Genomic DNA, 19455 nt, shown 5'->3' with positions numbered 1-19455 from the left:
TCTTAAATAAGCAAGCAGTTTTAAATACCCGCTACATGTTCTTAAAATAAAAACTCATTAACATACATTAACAAATAAGCTATGATAAATGCGATAATCGGCGCAATAATCCACACTACAAATATTCTTTTTACTGTTTTCTTGGTAAACATATTTTTAAATCCGACTTTATATACGCCAAGACCAATGATCGAACCAATATTCAGCTGCGCCAAGGCCGCCGGTATGCCTCCGTTAACTGAAGCATAAATTAATAAACTCCCTGTAATGACCGATATGACCAAAGCACCTAAAGGGCCAAAACTAATAATTTCTTTTCCTGTTGATTCCAACACACGGCTGCTAAAAATAGAACCGCCTATTCCGAACCAAGGTGCAATCAGCAATGTAGCCATCACGATTAAAAGAATTGAATTCCCATCATTGTCTATATTCATTATGTTTGCAAATAAAGATAAAATCGGCCCACTTGCATTTGCCACATTATTAGCTCCTATTGCATAGGCCACATAGCAAGAACCGAGTATTACCGCATATTTAATCACCGGGTGGTCCTTAATGGTACCAAAGTCAATGAATCCCTGGTCACGGATAGGTTTATATATGAATTTTCCAACTATAAATGTAATAAGAAAGGAAAACACCGGTAAGTAGAACCACGTCGGAATAATTTCTAGAAAGAGTTTTTTTGTATTAATATCATTCAAGTAGGCGCCTATTCCCAATATAGCAAAAACAGTTGATTGGCTGGTAGACTGAGGAACCTTTAAGATATTCGCAAGCAGCATAGATAAGCCAATAGATAAAAGTAATATTGTGGTGACTTGAATATTAAGATACGTTTCGTTAATAATATCATTTCCAATGGTAAGCGTTACTTCCATCCCGGAAAATACAGCACCTAATAAGACAAAAGCTCCGAATAGGCCGGGTATTAAATCCTTACGTATTAAATTGGCCCCATAAGAAGATGAAAACGCAGCAGCTATACCACTTCCACCCATATTCACTGCTAAAAAAACAGCTGCAACTAATGGAATTAAAATAATATGTATCATATCGTTTTTCCTCACTCAAATTATTAGAATAAAACCGCCAGCTTTACTTAAAACTTTAATATTTACTTCTATAGTTATTATATACTATTATAAATATATTGTCTATATACTTAGTATACATTTTGGTAATTTTATGGAATCTATAGTAATTTATCAAATGTAGTATTTTCTAATTTCTCAGATATATAATCTCTGATCTCTCTAAAGCATCCTATTAACTTCTCACTTTGCTCGATAGGCGTATGCTCAAAAAAGTATTTGCTAACGGATTCCACAGGTGCAAGCGGTCCATCTATAAGCCGTATAATCTCTGCCACATTGATTTGATCAGCCGGTTTTGCCAGCTTATATCCTCCCGCCGCGCCTCTGACACTTTTTACATATCCGCTGCCTTTGAGCAGTATCAATATCTGTTCCAGATATTTTTTAGGAATATTCTTACGAATACATATGTCTATAATCTTTACCGGTCCTTCATTATATCTTTGAGCTAAATCTATTAGAGCTAAACAAGCATATTCACTTTTTCTAGACAATTTCATTACTACACCTCATTGGGTTCATAACTGATAACTATATTTATTCGTTATTGTATCATTTATTTATCATGAATACAACACCGGGATCCCAATACTAATATCATATAATGATCATTGCTAAAAGTATCCTTTGGGGGTTTATAGTAAATTCAAAAATATTATACTGTCTAAAGCTGCTAAATTATCATTAAGAGTTTAGCAGCTTTAGACCTTGTTACTATAAAATTGTTAATCCATATATTTCAGTATTTGCTTCACAAGGATATCTGTCGCTTCCTCGATCGAATGCTTGCTCGTATCTATCTCAATAGCCGGATTATCCGGTTTTTCATACGGGCTCGATATACCGGTAAATTCAGGGATCTCCCCGGCTCTAGCTTTCTTATATAACCCTTTTATATCTCTTCTTTCACATTCTTCCAAAGGTGTACTCACAAAAACTTCAATGAACTCATCCCCAATAATTTCTTTTGCATTTTCTCTATCATTCTTATAAGGAGAAATAAACGAAGTAATTGCTATAATCCCCGCATCATTCATGAGTTTAGATACTTCTGCTATCCTTCGGATGTTTTCAACTCTATCCACTTCTTTGAACCCTAAATTTTTATTAAGCCCATGCCGGATATTGTCACCATCCAACAGCATGGTATGCTTGCCCATCGCAACCAGCCGCTTCTCTACTTCATTGGCAAGGGTTGATTTTCCTGATCCCGAAAGCCCTGTAAACCAAAGCGTCAACGGTTTCTGTCCTTTTTGCCTTGAACGTATTTCCCGTGTTATATCGGTATCTTGCCATACTACATTGGTTGACCTGCGAAGGGAATGCTCGATAACACCGCAGGCAGACGTCATATTGGTTACCCGGTCTATTAAGATCAATTCACCTAAGGCTTTATTCCTGTCAAACTTATCAAATACCATTTTTTCTGAAAGCGCAATATCACAGACTGCCATTTCGTTCTTAAATAGTCTTTCGGCCGCAATATGCTTTCCGGAATTAATGTCTATTTTATGCTTGATTGACATTACCATCGCGGGGAGTATTTTAGTACCACATTTAATGAGATAGTTTCTGCCTGCAACAAGTTCAGTGTCATCCATCCATAGTAATGCTGCCGTAAACATATCCGCCAATTCCAGCGTTTCATCTTTAACTAAGACACAACCCCTGGATACATCCACTTCCCTGTCAAGCTGGATAGTAACCGGCTGACCCACAAACGCCTCATTTCTTTCAGTATCTGTAACATAAATACTTTTAATCTTCGCTTTCTCATTACTTGGTAATGTGATGATCTCTTCTCCAACACAAATACTGCCGGACTCAATTTGCCCTTGGAATCCTCTAAAGGTATGATTCGGCCTGCATACTCTCTGAACAGGCATTATAAATCCGCTATTATCAGTATTACTACTCACATCTCTTTGCTCGAGATAAGCAAGTAACGGCAAATCATTATACCAAGGCGTATGTAACGACGGTTTTGTAATATTATCTCCTTCTGTTGCTGAAACAGGTATAACTTGTATTGTTTCCAGATTGAAGTTGGCTGTAAGACTTAAAAAATCTTGTTTGATCTCATCAAATCTATGTTTATCATAATCAATTAAATCCATCTTGTTCACCGCAAGAACAAAATGTTTTATTCCCATTAAAGCGCATATCCTGGCATGACGTCTTGTCTGAGTCAAAACCCCTTGTGATGCGTCCACCAGAATCACTGCAAGATCCGCAAAAGAAGCGCCTACCGCCATATTTCTGGTATATTGCTCATGACCGGGACAATCTGCTACTATAAATGAACGATGATCTGTTGTAAAATAACGGTAAGCAACGTCAATGGTGATTCCTTGCTCTCTTTCGGCCATCAATCCATCTAATAAAAGAGAATAATCTATCTTGCCCTCACGGCTTCCTATCTTACTATCAAGCTCTAATGCCTTCTCTTGATCGGCAAAAAGCAATTTAGCGTCATAGAGCATATGCCCTATGAGCGTTGATTTTCCATCATCCACAGAACCACAGGTAATAAATTTTAATAAACTCTTCATTTTAGAAATACCCCTCTCTCTTACGTCTTTCCATACTGGCAGCTGCTTCTTGGTCTATTACCCTGCTTGTTCTTTCAGAAGTAATAGAACCTAGTGTTTCTTCAATAATTTCATCCAGTGTGCTGGCAGTTGACTCGCAACCGCCTGTGAGGGGATAGCAGCCTAACGTTCTAAAACGAACCATCTTCATCTCCACTTTTTCACCCGGCAGCAGCCTCATCCTATCATCATCTACCATAATGATATTGTTATCTCTGCAAACAACAGGTCTTTCTTTCGCAAAGTATAAAGGCACAATATCAATATTTTCACGTCTGATATACTGCCAAATATCTTTCTCTGTCCAGTTAGACAAAGGGAACACTCTCATGCTTTCACCTTTATTAATGCCGGTATTATATAATTTCCACATTTCAGGCCGTTGGTTTTTTGGATCCCATGCATGGGCTGAATTACGGAAAGAGAAAATCCTTTCCTTTGCCCGTGATTTTTCCTCATCACGCCTTCCCCCACCAAAGGCGGCAGTAAACTTATACTTATCCAGCGCATCCTTCAATGCCTGCGTTTTCATAATGTCCGTATACGCGGGGCCATGGTCAAAAGGATTCATCTCCTGTTTGACACCTTCCATATTTGTATAAACAATCATTTCGATGCCTAGCTCTTTTGCTTTTCTATCGCGAAACGCTATCATTTCTTTAAACTTCCATGTCGTATCAATATGCATAAATGGAAACGGCGGCTTTTCAGGATAAAAAGCCTTCATTGCAAGATGCAGCATAACTGAACTGTCTTTACCTATCGAATAAAGCATCACAGGTTTTTCACATTCTGCTGCAACTTCCCTGATTATATAGATTGCTTCAGCTTCAAGCTGATCTAAATGTGTTAGTTCTTTCACAGATATCTCCCCCTCAGACCCATATGTTTTCTTTTTTATTGACTATATAAAAACCCTTTTCATTTAGGTTATTTTGTCGATTATAAAGCATATCGGTACCATCCATTTGTTTGAAGATACCGCCGGCTTCTTCAGCAATGCATTGCATAGCGCCTGTATCCCATTCGCATGTGTAACCAAAACGATAATATATATCTGCCTCTCCTTTTGCCACCATACAACCTTTTAAAGAACTTCCTGCCGACTTTGTCTCTTTAATTTTTTCTTTGTTATCTTCTATTAATTTAGCTTCCTTTTCTGTAGAGTGAGACTTGCTTCCAACCATGATCAGATCTGTTACTTTATTTGTAACTTGAAGGCGTTGATTCTCACTTCTAGTCTCACCATTCTCAACTACTGCTAAATAAGCACCTTGTCCCTTACTTGCGTAATAGAGCTCTTTCGTAACAGGAACATAGATGACTCCCATAACAACTTTATTCGTATACGCTAATGCAATGTTAACCGTGAATTGTCCGTTTCTTTTAATAAACTCTTTGGTGCCGTCAAGGGGGTCAACGATGAAGCAAAAATCATTCTCCATCCGGCTTTTATCATCTTTAGATTCCTCCGATAGAATCGCGTAATCCGAGAAGTGGTCTTTTAATCCTTTAACTATAATTTCGTTTGCGTTGCGGTCAGCTAAAGTCAGAGGTGAGTTATCCTCTTTTTTTTCAATATTAAAGTCAGTCTCATAGATTTCTAAAATAGCAATCCCGGCTTGTACCGCTAAGTGTTTTGATATATCCAACTCCTTATTATACATGGGTTCTCCTTCCAACATTAAAATATAATTCGGCAATATCCCTATCTCCGCAGCTTTTTTTACTTCTTCAGAAATTAATTGCCTGACATCAATGTCTTTACTCTTTCAGCAGATAATTTTGTTGCCTGAGCTACCATTTCAACAGTCATTCCCATTGAAAGTAAATTCTTAGCTACTTCTTCTCTTCCTTCTTTCCTCCCTTTATTTAAAGCAGTTTTAATAGCAAGCCTCTTCATCACGAAGCCATTTTAACTTGGCTTCGTAGAAATCTCTTTCCTCTGCCAGTATAGCATTAAGAAAATCAATGAGGATATCCTTACTTTCTTCTTTTCCGAATAATAATTCAAATGCAAAATCTACTCTCGGATTTACTTTGCACACTGTAATCACCTCCATAGAAGCTAACTATCTTTTCTTGTATTGCGCATATCATTCTGCAAAATCCATTATATTCCATATTCTCATCCCAGTCAATGTAAAGATATGCCTATGCTCTTAATCATTCATCTACTATACATCTTAAATACAGCCGATTCACTTACCTAAATCAAGCGACTGGCACCTATGCCTTGTCTCTTAGTGCCTTTACTTTTTCAATAGAAAGTGCCGTTTTTAATGAAATAAGTTCATCATCTAGAATATCCAGCAAATTTTTAGCAATTTCTATCGCCTTTTCTTCTCTTCCTTCTTCTCTTCCTTCTTCTTTTGCTGTCTCTAGAATCCCTAGTTCCTGACCTAAATAAGCTAAATAATCATCATATGCGCGTCTTTCTTTTTCACCCATCATCATATAATCCAACTTTTTTGCAGCCAGCAAGATTCCAGGCGATTTAAAATCATCACGTATTTCTCCATGCTTGAAGAAATAAACCCATTCATCTATATCTTCATTGACCATATCATTGAATTTCTCTACATAAATCATGTAGTACTCCGGAAATACATCCTTACTTGTAACCAGCGGCACTTTCTCTCCTTTTGCGATGGACTCATGAAGTACCAATGGTTTTTTTGTATGCAGTCCAACAAGTTCTGTGGAACCATAATAAATAAAATCCGTGTTTTCTTTCTCATCAAGCCTCATAGTATGGTACAGAATACTTATGGATATTACTTTTACAACCCCGCTGAACTTTTCCCCTAATTCGATACTCTCTACAACTGCTTTCGATGTTCCCCAAAGCAGCCTTTGCAGGTAATCCGCTTCACGTTGGTTTTGTACTTCTATGATAATCTGTTCCCCTTTAGAATCTTTACACTTTAGATCAACGCGGTTAAATTTACGGTTTTCCGCCTCCTGATTACTTTCACTCTCTAAAATTTCTTCTATAATAATTTTTTCTCTTAGTAAGTTCGAAAGAAAAGCTTCCAATACATCAAAATTAACTTTATTGCGAAGCATATACTTAATGGCCCAATCAAAACGTATCAGCTTTTTAGTACCCATGTCTTGTCCACCCTTTCCACAATTACTTTATAAATATAGTCTATCACTTTTCTTTTCATTATTCCATCGAATTTTGTTTGAGAAGTGTAATTACCACAGGAAAAATACCGGATCATTCAAAACATATATTTGACGGAACCATTAATATTCTGTAGCTTTGCACTCAATGTTAATAAGTCAATAACTCAAGTAACTGGCACCTTTGCCTTTGACGGACATCCGAATAGATGTTCTATCAAAAGACAAAAAATACCCACTAGACTAAACTATATCTACTGGATATTATATATTATCATAGTAACTCAAAAACTCGAATGTGCCTACTTCACTCTATAGTATTCAACATACCAATCCGCAAATTTCTGTAAGCCTTCCTGTATCGGTGTTTTAGGCTTAAACCCTACTGCTTCCTGAAGTAAATCAGTAGACGCGTAGGTAGCTGGTACATCTCCTGGCTTAATGGGCTCAAATATCTTATCAAAAACTATTTGTCTGCCTGCAGCTTTACTCAGACATCTTTCCAGTGTTTCAATAAATACCATCAATCTCTCTGGGCTGTTATTTCCAATATTAAAAACTTTATGCGGTACATCATCATTAGATGGATTGCTCAGAAGTTTCTCAATACCTTCCACAATATCATGAACGTATGTAAAGTCTCGATAAAGGTCGCGATCAAAATCTCCGTTATTGAAGATCTTAATAGCTTCGCCCGCAAAATATTTGTCAGTAAATCCAAAGTACGCCATATCCGGCCTCCCCATAGGACCATAGACTGTAAAAAACCGAAGCCCTGTAGCCGGAATTTTGTAAAGATGGCTATAAGTATATGCCATTAGTTCATTTGATTTCTTGGTTGCCGCATAAAGCGAAACCGGCGTATCTACAAAGTCTGACTCTTCAAATGGAACTTCTTTATTAGCTCCATATACAGAGCTTGATGATGCATAAACGAGGTGGTCTACCGGATGATATCTACACGCCTCAAGGATATTAAAAAAGCCAATAATATTGCTTTGCATATATACATCCGGATTCTCTATCGAGTACCGTACCCCTGCTTGGGCCGCCAGATTTACTACGATGCTTGGTCTGTATTCTCTAAAAACATTCATAACCATATCCTTATCCGAAATATCGCCTTGAATAAAGGTGAACTTCTCGAAGGGCTTAAGCAAATCCAAACGTGAATACTTAAGATTCACATCATAATAATCATTAATATTATCCATCCCAATCACCCGGCAACCTTGCTCCAGAAGTTTCTTAGACAAGAAGTATCCAATGAACCCGGCAGCTCCAGTGATGAGATATGTTTTTCTCATATCTAAGGGCTTACAACTCAACTCCAAACATCTCCTTTCACCTATCTGCCAATGGAATAATACTCTACACCTGCTTGTTTCATATCTTCCACTCCATATATATTTCTTCCGTCATATACCAAGGGTGTTCGCATTAGCTTTTTATAATCTTCCGGCTTCACGTCTTTTATCTGTCCCCATTCGGTTAAGATAAAGCAAACATTAGCACCTTCCAAAGCATCCTCGATATTCTCAACATATGTTATACTTCCATTGCTGTTTAATCCCTGGGGATACTTCTTCATAAAATTATCAGCCCCTACAGGGTCATAAGCATAAATATCTGCTCCTTGCTGCAATAGTAAAGGTACATTCTCAAGAGACGCAGCTTCTCTTAAGTCATCGGTTCCCGGTTTGAATGTCAATCCAAGTACTGCAACTTTCAAGCCGTTAAAAGTAATGAGTCTTTTGCAAGCTTTCTTATATAATATTGTCTTTTGATCTTTATTTACATCAATAGCTGCTTTGACAGTTCGCAATTGATATCCATGCTGTTTTGCCAGATACTCCAGTGCTTTTGTATCTTTAGGAAAGCAGCTGCCACCATATCCAATACCTGCATTTAAAAACTTGCTGCCGATGCGTTCATCAAAGCTCATGCCTTTAGCCACATCCTGAATATCAGCACCTACTAGTTCACAGAGATTTGCTATATCATTCATATAAGATATTTTGAGTGCAAGGAAATCATTAGACGCATATTTAATCATCTCGGCTGATCTTCTGCTTACAGATACAATAGGAAGATTAAACGGCTCATATATCTTCTTCAGTATTTGTTCAGCCCATTCGCTTTCAGTTCCAATAATGATTCTTGCCGCACGTAATGTATCTCGAACCGCTGTACCTTGAGCCAAAAACTCGGGATTAGACGCTACTTCTACTCTAATCTTTTTACCTGCACCATTTCCGTTGCCGGTACAATTTTCCCCGTCATGGGGTAAAAAGTCTTTTATAAACTGTTCTACCTTATCATTGGTACCGACAGGAACTGTTGATTTAACCACAACAAGACAGTCCTTTTCTATCGTCTCAGCTATTTGTCTTGCCACTGTGGCTATATAGCAAAGATTCGCAGAACCGTCAGGTTGTTCCGGAGTACCAACACCAATAAAGATAGCATCTGCAGCTTTGTAAGCTGCTTCATAGTCAGTAGTATAATCAAGCCTGCCCGCAGCATAATTCTTCTGCATGAGTTCTTCCAAATCAGCTTCATAAATTGGTGAAATCCCCTGTTTCAGTAAATTAATTTTACTTTCATCAATGTCTATGCATGTAACCTGATGGCCGACTTCAGCAAAACATACCCCTGCTACCAGACCAACATAACCCGTTCCCGCTACTGCTATTTTATACACCTTAACACCATCCTTTAACCAAATATTTTTTGAGCTTGTTCATAGCTCTCTAGAGTTCCAATATCGTATCTCTTGCCTTCGAATTTGTACACATAAACATCCCCATGCTGAATTAGCCAAGGGATAAAATTCCCCGGTGCATCAGGATTATTTCCTTCTTGAAGATATTTGTCTACTAGTTTTAATGTATCTTTTGCATATATGTAAAAAGGTGGTACTGCTAGATTGGATTTTGGATTCTGCGGTTTTTCTTCAAATGATATGACTCTGTACTCTTCATCTATTTCAATCACACCGGTTCTTTTTAATTCATTAGTATCAGTGAGTTCATGAGCAGTGATACAGTCGCTTGCTACCGTCCGGTAAAAATTCCAAAAGTCTGTCAACTTAAAATCAAATAAGTTATCTCCTGCCATTACAAGAATGTCATCAAAAATATTCTCTCGCTCAATAACATATTGTATATCTGCAATCGCCCCCAGACGATTATCATTGTTCGTGGTTCCATCATTTAATATTTTTATTTTTTTTAACGATCTATGCTGCTCCATCCAATCTAAAAACTGATGATAAAATCTATCATTTGTTACAATATAGATATCCTCTACAGTATCTATTCTCTCAACTTTATTAATGATATGTTCCAGAATTGTCTTTCCACCAACCGGCAGCAATGACTTCGGTTTGTCCTTGGTCAAAGGATACAACCTCGTAGCATAGCCGGCCGCTAATAATATACATTTCACGCATCGCACCCCCCAACACCCATTACTCATCGGTAATAATCCTTGTTCCATCATCAGTCTTGCAGAAATAAACTTTATATACCTCTGCATATTCCGAATGCTTGACCGGATATTCTGCATTAATTCTACTCTGAATCTCATCTTTATAAGCAGGATCAACTAAACCAATACAGCAACCCCTATAGCCGGCGCCACTAAAACGCGCACCATATATTCCCGGGCAATCTCTCAATATATTAAATATAGTGATTAACTCAGGACATCCACATTCATATTGATGGATAGAACTTTCTCCCGACTCAAACATTAATTGTCCAAAAGTCTGGAGATCGCCCTTCCTCCATGCCTCTACACCTCTTTGAACTCTATCATTTTCACAAAAAAATGATCCGCTCTTCGCCTGAATCTTCTGGGCAATTGTTCTCTATATTTTTTATATGCGTCTATATCTACATCACGCAGTCTTACATCCTTAATTCCCGATATTTTACCGTAAGCCAACTCTTCTAAGATACATGCTGCAATCTTGCATTCATCCACCCTGTTATTATAGTCAGTACCGATTAATGCCGTACTTAATCCCGAATAAACAACTACCACTTCAAAATCCGGCATATCATATGATTTTTCAATCATCTTATATCCACCAGTCTTACAATCCATATACATTAAATATCCATCTTGACTTAGAATATTAGCTGATTGATCTAATATACCGTTTTTCAAATGAATATTTCGGTGCGGCAGAGCCATCCGTACGCACTTCGCTGAGCCATAGTCACGCTAAAAATGAGCCACGCTCTTGCTTGCTGAGCCACTAATTTACAAGTAGCAGTCAGTATAAAATGTATTTTGAAGGTCTAGCCGCGCGGCAATGAGCGCCGGGGCTTGGGGCAGCGCCCCAAGGTTTACCTACTAACTTATCAGTAATCTACTCTGACAAAAGGTTAGTATGCCTGCAAATTTCCCAATGGCTTACCATGCGTAACTGCGGCTCAATTCAAGCGTCTCAATGGCTCTGAAAGAGCACATTATTCATCAAACCAATGAAGTCTTTTTCTACCCAATGACTGTATTGAATCATCTGTTCTTTTGAAATGTGTAAACTATATCCATAATTCTCTTATAAGTTTAGGTTATTCCAGTAAATTATTGCTATTGATTTTTCTTAAACTTTTTTATGTAACACTAATGATTATCAGTAATAAGTTAATAGCTCACGAATAACTTATTCAAGTACCCGACACCTATGCCTCTAACTTCTATAGTTTCTTTAATTTTTTATTAATTTTACTTTTAAATATAATTAATTCTTTTTCACTCATTACGAATCTATAAACTAATATCAAAAAAATAGTACTATATATAACACAACAAATAATTAGCCTAACAAAATAATTAGTATGAATAATATTGGATATGAAAAAAATGCTAACCACTGATATTACAAAAACTCCCACCAACTTTAAATAACTAAGATCGTACGGCTGCAATCGTAAGTTCTTATACATAAAGATAAAATTCATAACATTTTTTATAAGAAGAGCAACCGCTGTTGCTATAGCTGCTCCATTAATCCCATAACGAATAATCAAAAATAAGTTTAGAATTACATTTAAAATCATTGCCGTACTTCCAGAAATTAAATCAAAGCGTGGATGTCCTGTCATGATATTAATATAGCCTACCGAACCAACTAGAGAGTTTATAACTTGTCCTACTGAGATAAAAATAAGAGCCGCTCCACCAATGATGAACTCTTCTCCAGCAACATGCATAATGTCTTTAGAAAATACCAATATCATTCCAAATATCATTAAATTAATTATCGTTATCCATTTTGTTGTTAATCGGTACATTTTTTCAAGGTCATTTAGACGATTATCATGATATAAATTAGAAATCAATGGTGCAAATATTGTATTCACTGATACCAAAGCAATACTAGATATTGTGCCAAATTGAACTGCAATCTTATATATACCAACATCCTTAGAACCTAATAAATACCCAATCATATACCGATCTGTGCTCTGGGTCATAATAGATACGATTCCAGTAAATAATAAAGGTATTGAAAACTTGATTATCTGGCTATTATCTAAGTCTTTGATAACTTTACCGAGTAGACCTAAATTTTTTAATTTAACTATATAGTAGGTAATTGTAATAAATTCACTAACATATGCCGGTATCACTAGACTATAGTAATTTTTTAAATTGAACACTATTACTAATCCAATAACTAGTATTGCTTTACTTATCGGATTGAATAGATTATCCATAAAAGTGATTTCTTTAATATTTCTCGTAGCTCTTAATGAACTTCTTAGAATTGCTTTTACCGGATCCAAAATGACCGTTGGTAAAAGTAATAGAAATAGATCTCTAAATTCTACTCCATTTAGTAACTTTTTGTATATAAAATTTATATTTAGATAACTTATAACAATAATTATTATACTTAGTACTCCTGCAATAATTAAACTATAGGTTAAAATACTTTTTTTTTCTTCTAAACTAAATGTATTTCTAGATAGGAATGATATAATACCATTTTCCATTCCTAGTTTTGGAATGACCGTGAAGAATAGTAAGAAACTTGTTATATAAACAAACTGTCCATATATTTCTGCTCCTAGTAATCTTCCTATGACTATAACAGAAATAAACGAAATAAACTGTCCAATCATACTTCCAGTAAAAACCAATGTGGATTTTTTGCCCAATTCTCGAATCTCATTGCCCATAAAATATTCCTTTTCTAAATTTATTTGAAATTGGTAGTTATTATGGATATTCTCTATATGCACTATTCTAGCTAATAAAATTGCTTATTAGCAGTTTTAAGGATTGCCCATATCTTTTTAATAGATATACTTACAAAGAAATTAAGCTCTTGATTTTATCCGAAACTTATGAAGTTTTCTAACCAGATTTCATAAATAATATTATAAATTCAAAATAAATATAGTTTCACTTTACTAACAGTCTAATATAATATGCCAAAATATTAATTCCATCTATTTTTAAATAAAATTACTTTTATCACTCAAGTAATTAAGTAATTGTTGATATTCAATTTTATATTCAAACACTTCTATATCTTTTGTATACTTATCATAAACTAGTTTTGCTGTCTCTAAATTATAATAGTCCATCCAATTATTTTTAGTGGTTTTGTTGAAGTGTGGTAAATTTCCTAAATTATACTTCTTCTGAATGTCACTAAAGTCCTTAGACAGGTTTTCATATTTCCCAACAAAATCTACTAAACATCTATTTTTTTTATCATAAATCAACTTATACTGCGATTGAAAATGTCTATCTGCTAAAAAATCTGGGATTAGTATGACCTTTTTAAGAAATATTTCAAATCCTTTGTCTTCTCTTAAATAACCAAACAAGTAATCATCGAAATGCAGCTTTTTTTTTCCCAATTTCCTATCTTGCTTGTATTTACTCTCATAGCATGATACTAATCTATCAAATGGATTCCTAACAAACGTAAACTTAAAATACTCTCTTTCTTCATGCGCATAATATTCTCTACTTAGATCCTTAACTTTACTATGAATACTATAGTCATCAGGAGTTTCATCCAATATAAATGTGCTTTTTATTGATGAACATGCAACTTTTGAATTATTTAAATAAACTATTTTTTTATTTGGGACAATAATATATTCTTTTTTTTCAATGGCCCCAAATAAAATTAAATTCTTCATGTCTACGAAGAAAAATCGATAGATATAACTTAACATTTGATATATTTTAGGTTTTTTCTTTATAAATTTTTTCATCTTTTTAATCATTTATATAACCATTCCTTTCGCTACACTCAAGACACAAAACGGTATGAAACCGTTAGGCTTAGTGCGTATTTTTTATATAATATCTGTATTGAAATGACAGACCACTACAAATCACGCCGTGGTGCGTGTGCTACTCCATTTGGAGTTGACCGGATTTATATATGTGTAGATTGTTCTTTCGTGAGTAAGCAGAGCCGTTACCGACTTTGCTCCTCTTTGAACCGTACGTGCGCAACTAACGCATACGGCTCCCCAACAACTTTACGCGTTATTTGCAATTAGGCTTACATATATCTTTGGATTAGCTATTGGGAAGGTTTTTAACAATCCATCCCGAAATGCATCCCAAGTATAGCTTTTCCTCTCGCTTCTTCGGTTCAGCCACTTAAACAGTAGATTAACTATCATGAATCGGAATTTCGCAATACTTTCAAAGTTATCTGTAACTCCGTAGTAATGATAGTGCCCCAGCAGCGATTGGTTAAATCTGGTAATTATATCTTTGACAGACCAATCTCGGTGCTCCTTTAACCACAGATTCAGCTTTTTCAGTTTTGCTGTAGTTTTCTTGCGGCACGATATCACCTTGACACGAAAGAATCTTTTCTTAGTGTCCATGCTACAATAGAAAGTAAAACCAAGGAAATCAAACGTTTCTGGTTTTCCCTCGCTCCTTGCTGCCCGGTCTTTTTCCGCAAACCTACCAAATTCCAATATCCGTGTCTTTTCTTCCGCTAATTCAAGTCCGAACTTCGTAAACCGTTTCGGTAGCTCCTTGTAGAACTTTTCTGCATCCTCTTTGTATTGAAAGCAACATACAAAATCATCACAATATCGGATAATATATGCATCCCCTCGGCACTCTTTGCTTATCTTTATGGTAAACCACAAGTCAAGTACATAGTGTAAATAGATGTTTGCAAAGATTGGAGATGCAGCTGAGCCCTGCGGGCTGCCGACTTCATGTTCCAGTAATTCCCCTCCATCTAGCACATCTGCTTTCAGCATCTTCTTGATAAGATCGATAAATTTTCTGTCAGCTATGTCATGTTCCAGAAATTGAATCATCCACTCATGGTCTATGGTGTCAAAGAATGACCGAATATCTGCCTCTACTACATAACCTACATTCTTGCGGATACATTCTATCAGCTTCCGTACTGCCTGATGGCAATTCTTTTCAGGTCGGAATCCATAGGAAAATTCATAGAACTTTGGCTCATATATTACAGATAAAATTTCGGCAACCCGATTTTCCACTAACTTATCCTCGTAGCAAGAAATTCCCAATGGTCTCTTTTTCTTGCTTCCCGGCTTATCTATATAGACCCTTCGTGTGGGTTGCGGTTGGTACGCTTGTCTTTTCATACGCAAAACTAGCTGTTCAATATTTTCCTCCAGGTTCTTAGCATACTCATCCTTGCTCACTTTGTCGATGCCTTTAGCCTTCTTGCCATCCATTCTTCGATGAATTTGTTTTAGACTAGCTTCGTCAATAAAATGTGCTAGATTTTGTACTTTTACGTTCCTTTTTGCAATTTCGCTTATCCTGTGCAGTTCTATTGTCATTCTTGTTCAGCTCCTGTCTGGAATAAAATTTCATTGCACAGTTCAGTTGTTGCTACCCCCTTCCCTCTATCCGCTTTCACGGACTTCTACAGTACTATGAGGTAGTCGGACTCCCTGTTGAGCGTCTGGTTGGCTCATCTTTGTAGGATTTGCTTCTCCATACTGCCAATGGCAGACTCAGCAGGGTCTCATCTGTTCTCCTGAATCCCTCTACATCCTCGCCGAGCTTTTAAACCCCGGAAGAGCCAACATACACTCACCATTTCGTATATGTTGATGCTGCCTGCTGTCTGCTTGACGACATCGGCCTCTTCGTCATTTTATTTATTTCGTGGCTAAATCGCTTCAACTTTCGCTTTCGGCTCGGTCTGTTTCCTGTCCTACGCTTAATACTGACGTTACCGTTTTGCATCCAAGGACTAGGTACAGGCTGCTGGTTAGACTTTACCTGGTGGATATTTCCACTGTGATTCAGAAGCTTACAATTGCTTCCTTGTTATATTCAAAAGCAAGTGGAACGCTTGCGGAGTATCCCCCCCGCTGCATTCGCAGCTCGCACCAAGCACAAATAAGTATATCACCGTGCATGTAGACTTATCTTTGTATAAACAATACTCGTTTATAGCTAAATAATCAGCCAATGTCTGTTTATCTCTATAATTTTCGATAAAGCTTAGCGAACATCTTTGAGAAAATACTCAAAAACACACTTGACACAAAATTTGATATTGCATCTTTAATTCATGGTTCTATACTTGATAAAGTCCTAGGTTTAGAGCTTGCTATTGATGGACTGATTATCAATAAATAAGACGAAAAGCTTAAAATTATCAAGCAGCATCACAACCATCTTGGGTTATGCAAAACAAAGCTTAAATCTGTTATTCTTTCTCTAACTACTTCCTATGCGAAAGAGCAAAATCTAATCTCAACCGTCCCTCCTTCAAAAATCCACTTCCCTACCACTATTTCTGTTATCTCGAAAATCGGGATAAATATGTGAACGGGTTCCCGACGACTAAGAATTTATGCTCTTAGGTAGGATTAACTCGATAAAACAGCGGAAATGCCAGTAAGAAAAAGTCAGTGGGAATTTCAAGAACAGGTTGCTATATCACCCTCCTATTGGTATAATGTCCAAATGCTGTAATTAAAAGTGAAAAGCACCCTGAAATCCGAAAACGCTATCTAGTTCTCAAAAGCGTTATGATCATTATAGGTTTTGTGCTCAAACAATTTTAGACTTATCACCTTTCACCTTATCTTTTACTTTGATTAATACAAAGATAAATTTTGCTACAAAATCTATACCTAATAATTTGTATAAAAAATATACAATTTGATATGGAATTCTAGTTAAATATTTGAACAAATGACTATTTTTACATATTGCATTATTTGCAATTATTTTGTATTTTGAATTTGTAATATTCTTGTATAGGATTAGACTTCTAATAATAAAAGACCCAAAATACTCTTTCATAACATATGCTAACTGACTATTTTTCAAATGCAACTCTGAGTATTGTATCATCTGGTTTGCAATAGATAACAAATCATTAATCCTTTTTAAAATTCTTTCTTCACTTTTCGTTGTCATTATGGAATCTCTTCTGTATCGTCTCTTATAAAACCTTTTATCATATATATGTATTTTTTTACTATTCAAAATAACTCTTGGCGTCCATTCTTCATCTTCATGAAATATATCTTGTTTGAATCTTATTCTGTTTTTATCTAAAATATCTCTCTTATATATTTTAGTAGCAGCAGAGCTTATATAACTTTTTTTCCTAAATAATAATAATAATACACCTTGTGAATCTTTATTTTCTATTTCAGGATTAATTAATTCTATTTTCCTGTCTGTAATATTCATAATTATATCTTCCGAGTCTTTCTCTAAAAAACCTGAGTAAGTCCCATATATCAAATCGCAGCATGTCGAATGAAATATATTCACAAAATTATCTATCGCAAAAGCGTCGCAAATATAGTCATCGCTATCTAAAAACATTATGAATTTACCAGTAGCATTATCTAAGCCTGTATTTCTAGCTGATGATAATCCTCCATTTTTCTTACTAATTACTTTAATCCTAGAATCTAACTTTCTATAACTATTACAAATCTGCAAACTATTATCCTGTGAACCATCATCAATTAAAATTATTTCTAGATTTATATACGATTGTTTAATCACACTATCAAGGCATTCTTTCAAATAATTTTCAACGTTATATACTGGAATTATAATCGTAAACAAGTCCATCTTATCCCCTACCCTTTATAAAAACTTTTCATCAATTTGTTGTTCGTCTATTGAATTGTTTTGTTTCCTCAACCTTTGATTAAAAAAGAGGATTAACATGTATATAGGTAATCCCATATAAAAAATTGCTCTTACATTGCCTATAAAGGTATCTCTTATATAAAATAACGATGAGTTAAAGAACACTAATACGAAACAACCAATTTCAGGGTAGTACTTGGCTGTAGTCTTATTTAACATCCCTAATATCCTGACAATAAATCCTCCAAGAAAAATGAAAACTGACCATCCCCACCAAGCAAAATTCAAATATGATTCTGCTGCCAAAGAAAATCCGGGACCATAAGACAACCCTAATCTCAACTTGAGCCATTGTCCTAGAGATGCTACTTCAGCTGCTGGATGCAAATCCCAAAAACCTAAATTTGGAATTATCGATAATACTGAAAACAAATATGTTTTGCCATATCTAAGTGGTTCCCCGCTATTAACAAACTCCATAATAGCAATCGTTGGCATCATTGAGCTTCCTAACTCACTAAAAATTTCTGTCAAAACGCTGATACTGAATCCATTATCTAACATATACTTAAAATAATCTAAAAGACTTCTGTTTTCTAACCCTCTAGTATCAGCAATAACGCTTAAAAGAATCAATAAGATAGCCCCAAAAACAATATATTTATAGCTTGTTTTTATAGTTATTTCTTTTACAAAATAATGCTGTATTAGAATAAGTGCTAGAATAAAAACTAGTGCATCATTTCTCTCCCCTATATATAAAATTAGAGCTATAACTACACAACTTAGTATTTGGACTACTTTTCTTAATCCAGTACTTTTTCTAACCCCTATAGCAAGGCATATTAAACTGGGTATAAAGTATAAGGCTATCTTGCTTATTAGGCTGCTAATCCCTGTCTGTGCTTCCATTTGGGCATATCCTTTATATCCATACATTTTAACAATAATTAAGGACTGTACCATTTCGTATAGAAAAGGAATTATTGAAATTAAAAGCAAAATAATTCCTACCATTACAATAGGCTTATCACTTACAACTCCCGTCAAATATTTATTTCCTTTTTTTCCTAGTATTTTTGCGTTCTTATAAAAAATTAGTGCACCTAAATGAAAACTCGCCAAGCAAAGAATCGAATAAATCTGCGCATTATATAGATTTATCCCATTGACAAATCTGTGTCTTATTAATAAATTCCTACTAGGAGTAATCAAATCAAAAGGCATTAATAAGCTTTGCCCAAAGAAGAACAAATATAATACACCTAAAAAAAAGATGTATGCGGAAGCTATTTCTCCCGAAATAATTTTCCAAGTAACTAAGCTAATCGAAAGCAATCCCCATCCTAAAAGCCCTATAAGCTCCATTTTAGGTCCTATCGAATATTCAAAACTAATCGCTATAATAAATGCTCCGATTAAATATGTTATATATATACATATACTTTTCATTCTTTTTACACTAATATCCATAAGATTGGTCACAATCCCTCCAAAACATATTG

General features: G+C 35.5%; 18 protein-coding genes. All 18 read right to left on the bottom strand.

Annotated features, from left to right (window positions below):
- Window positions 1–41: 41 nt before the first annotated feature.
- On the bottom strand, window positions 42–1058 hold the full coding sequence (locus QKW49_RS16895) for an inorganic phosphate transporter (protein WP_282863834.1): 1017 nt from the start codon (window positions 1056–1058) through the stop codon (window positions 42–44).
- 140 nt (window positions 1059–1198) lie between these two features.
- A complete protein-coding gene (locus QKW49_RS16890; RefSeq protein WP_282863833.1) occupies window positions 1199–1600 on the bottom strand; it encodes an Rrf2 family transcriptional regulator in 402 nt (133 codons plus the stop codon).
- A 225-nt stretch (window positions 1601–1825) separates the two neighbouring features.
- A complete protein-coding gene (gene cysC, locus QKW49_RS16885; RefSeq protein ID WP_282863832.1) occupies window positions 1826–3652 on the bottom strand; it encodes an adenylyl-sulfate kinase in 1827 nt (608 codons plus the stop codon).
- 1 nt (window position 3653) lies between these two features.
- Complete coding sequence (gene cysD / locus QKW49_RS16880; RefSeq protein ID WP_282863831.1) at window positions 3654–4553, bottom strand: sulfate adenylyltransferase subunit CysD; 900 nt, start codon at window positions 4551–4553, stop codon at window positions 3654–3656.
- Window positions 4554–4566: 13 nt separating this feature from the next.
- Window positions 4567–5394, bottom strand: a complete 828-nt coding sequence (cysQ, locus tag QKW49_RS16875) for a 3'(2'),5'-bisphosphate nucleotidase CysQ (RefSeq protein WP_282863830.1) — start codon at window positions 5392–5394, stop codon at window positions 4567–4569.
- Between the two features lie 38 nt (window positions 5395–5432).
- Window positions 5433–5594 carry a hypothetical protein gene (locus tag QKW49_RS16870; RefSeq protein WP_282863829.1) on the bottom strand — a complete coding sequence of 54 codons (162 nt, stop codon included), beginning with the start codon at window positions 5592–5594 and terminating at the stop codon, window positions 5433–5435.
- On the bottom strand, window positions 5575–5739 hold the full coding sequence (locus tag QKW49_RS16865) for a PD-(D/E)XK nuclease family transposase (RefSeq protein ID WP_282863828.1): 165 nt from the start codon (window positions 5737–5739) through the stop codon (window positions 5575–5577). The genes QKW49_RS16870 and QKW49_RS16865 overlap by 20 nt, the downstream gene beginning before the upstream one ends.
- Before the next feature lie 181 nt (window positions 5740–5920).
- Window positions 5921–6805: an Rpn family recombination-promoting nuclease/putative transposase gene (locus QKW49_RS16860; protein ID WP_282863827.1), complete on the bottom strand. Its 885-nt coding sequence runs from the start codon at window positions 6803–6805 to the stop codon at window positions 5921–5923.
- 320 nt (window positions 6806–7125) lie between these two features.
- On the bottom strand, window positions 7126–8151 hold the full coding sequence (locus tag QKW49_RS16855) for a GDP-mannose 4,6-dehydratase (RefSeq protein ID WP_282863826.1): 1026 nt from the start codon (window positions 8149–8151) through the stop codon (window positions 7126–7128).
- Between the two features lie 20 nt (window positions 8152–8171).
- Complete coding sequence (locus QKW49_RS16850; RefSeq protein WP_282863825.1) at window positions 8172–9527, bottom strand: UDP-glucose/GDP-mannose dehydrogenase family protein; 1356 nt, start codon at window positions 9525–9527, stop codon at window positions 8172–8174.
- Window positions 9528–9541: 14 nt separating this feature from the next.
- Window positions 9542–10273 carry a nucleotidyltransferase family protein gene (locus QKW49_RS16845; RefSeq protein WP_282863824.1) on the bottom strand — a complete coding sequence of 244 codons (732 nt, stop codon included), beginning with the start codon at window positions 10271–10273 and terminating at the stop codon, window positions 9542–9544.
- 22 nt (window positions 10274–10295) lie between these two features.
- Window positions 10296–10679: a hypothetical protein gene (locus tag QKW49_RS16840; RefSeq protein ID WP_282868165.1), complete on the bottom strand. Its 384-nt coding sequence runs from the start codon at window positions 10677–10679 to the stop codon at window positions 10296–10298.
- Window positions 10622–10909 carry a hypothetical protein gene (locus QKW49_RS16835; RefSeq protein ID WP_282863823.1) on the bottom strand — a complete coding sequence of 96 codons (288 nt, stop codon included), beginning with the start codon at window positions 10907–10909 and terminating at the stop codon, window positions 10622–10624. The genes QKW49_RS16840 and QKW49_RS16835 overlap by 58 nt, the downstream gene beginning before the upstream one ends.
- 626 nt (window positions 10910–11535) lie before the next feature.
- Window positions 11536–13023 carry a flippase gene (locus QKW49_RS16830; RefSeq protein ID WP_282863822.1) on the bottom strand — a complete coding sequence of 496 codons (1488 nt, stop codon included), beginning with the start codon at window positions 13021–13023 and terminating at the stop codon, window positions 11536–11538.
- Window positions 13024–13302: 279 nt separating this feature from the next.
- Window positions 13303–14088, bottom strand: a complete 786-nt coding sequence (locus QKW49_RS16825; RefSeq protein ID WP_282863821.1) for a sulfotransferase family 2 domain-containing protein — start codon at window positions 14086–14088, stop codon at window positions 13303–13305.
- Between the two features lie 261 nt (window positions 14089–14349).
- Window positions 14350–15657 (bottom strand): group II intron reverse transcriptase/maturase, encoded by a 1308-nt coding sequence (gene ltrA / locus QKW49_RS16820; RefSeq protein WP_282863095.1) that lies wholly within the window; start codon window positions 15655–15657, stop codon window positions 14350–14352.
- A 1228-nt stretch (window positions 15658–16885) separates the two neighbouring features.
- Window positions 16886–17929 (bottom strand): glycosyltransferase, encoded by a 1044-nt coding sequence (locus QKW49_RS16815; RefSeq protein ID WP_282863820.1) that lies wholly within the window; start codon window positions 17927–17929, stop codon window positions 16886–16888.
- A 15-nt stretch (window positions 17930–17944) separates the two neighbouring features.
- Window positions 17945–19435, bottom strand: coding sequence for an O-antigen polysaccharide polymerase Wzy (gene wzy, locus QKW49_RS16810; protein WP_282863819.1), 1491 nt, complete (start codon window positions 19433–19435; stop codon window positions 17945–17947).
- Between the last annotated feature and the right edge of the window lie 20 nt (window positions 19436–19455).

This window comes from Petroclostridium sp. X23 (assembly GCF_030013905.1).
Lineage (GTDB): Bacteria > Bacillota > Clostridia > SK-Y3 > SK-Y3 > X23.
This window is presented reverse-complemented; position numbering and strand designations above follow the sequence as displayed.

What these genes read in the sequence shown, in the direction of transcription:
- QKW49_RS16815 (WP_282863820.1), bottom strand. Translation starts at nt 17,929, where the DNA reads ATGGACTTGTTTACGATTATAATTCCAGTATATAACGTTGAAAATTAT.
- QKW49_RS16895 (WP_282863834.1), bottom strand. Translation starts at nt 1,058, where the DNA reads ATGATACATATTATTTTAATTCCATTAGTTGCAGCTGTTTTTTTAGCA.
- QKW49_RS16860 (WP_282863827.1), bottom strand. Translation starts at nt 6,805, where the DNA reads ATGGGTACTAAAAAGCTGATACGTTTTGATTGGGCCATTAAGTATATG.
- QKW49_RS16825 (WP_282863821.1), bottom strand. Translation starts at nt 14,088, where the DNA reads ATGATTAAAAAGATGAAAAAATTTATAAAGAAAAAACCTAAAATATAT.
- QKW49_RS16835 (WP_282863823.1), bottom strand. Translation starts at nt 10,909, where the DNA reads ATGATTGAAAAATCATATGATATGCCGGATTTTGAAGTGGTAGTTGTT.
- QKW49_RS16830 (WP_282863822.1), bottom strand. Translation starts at nt 13,023, where the DNA reads ATGGGCAATGAGATTCGAGAATTGGGCAAAAAATCCACATTGGTTTTT.
- QKW49_RS16870 (WP_282863829.1), bottom strand. Translation starts at nt 5,594, where the DNA reads ATGAAGAGGCTTGCTATTAAAACTGCTTTAAATAAAGGGAGGAAAGAA.
- QKW49_RS16890 (WP_282863833.1), bottom strand. Translation starts at nt 1,600, where the DNA reads ATGAAATTGTCTAGAAAAAGTGAATATGCTTGTTTAGCTCTAATAGAT.
- cysC (WP_282863832.1), bottom strand. Translation starts at nt 3,652, where the DNA reads ATGAAGAGTTTATTAAAATTTATTACCTGTGGTTCTGTGGATGATGGA.
- ltrA (WP_282863095.1), bottom strand. Translation starts at nt 15,657, where the DNA reads ATGACAATAGAACTGCACAGGATAAGCGAAATTGCAAAAAGGAACGTA.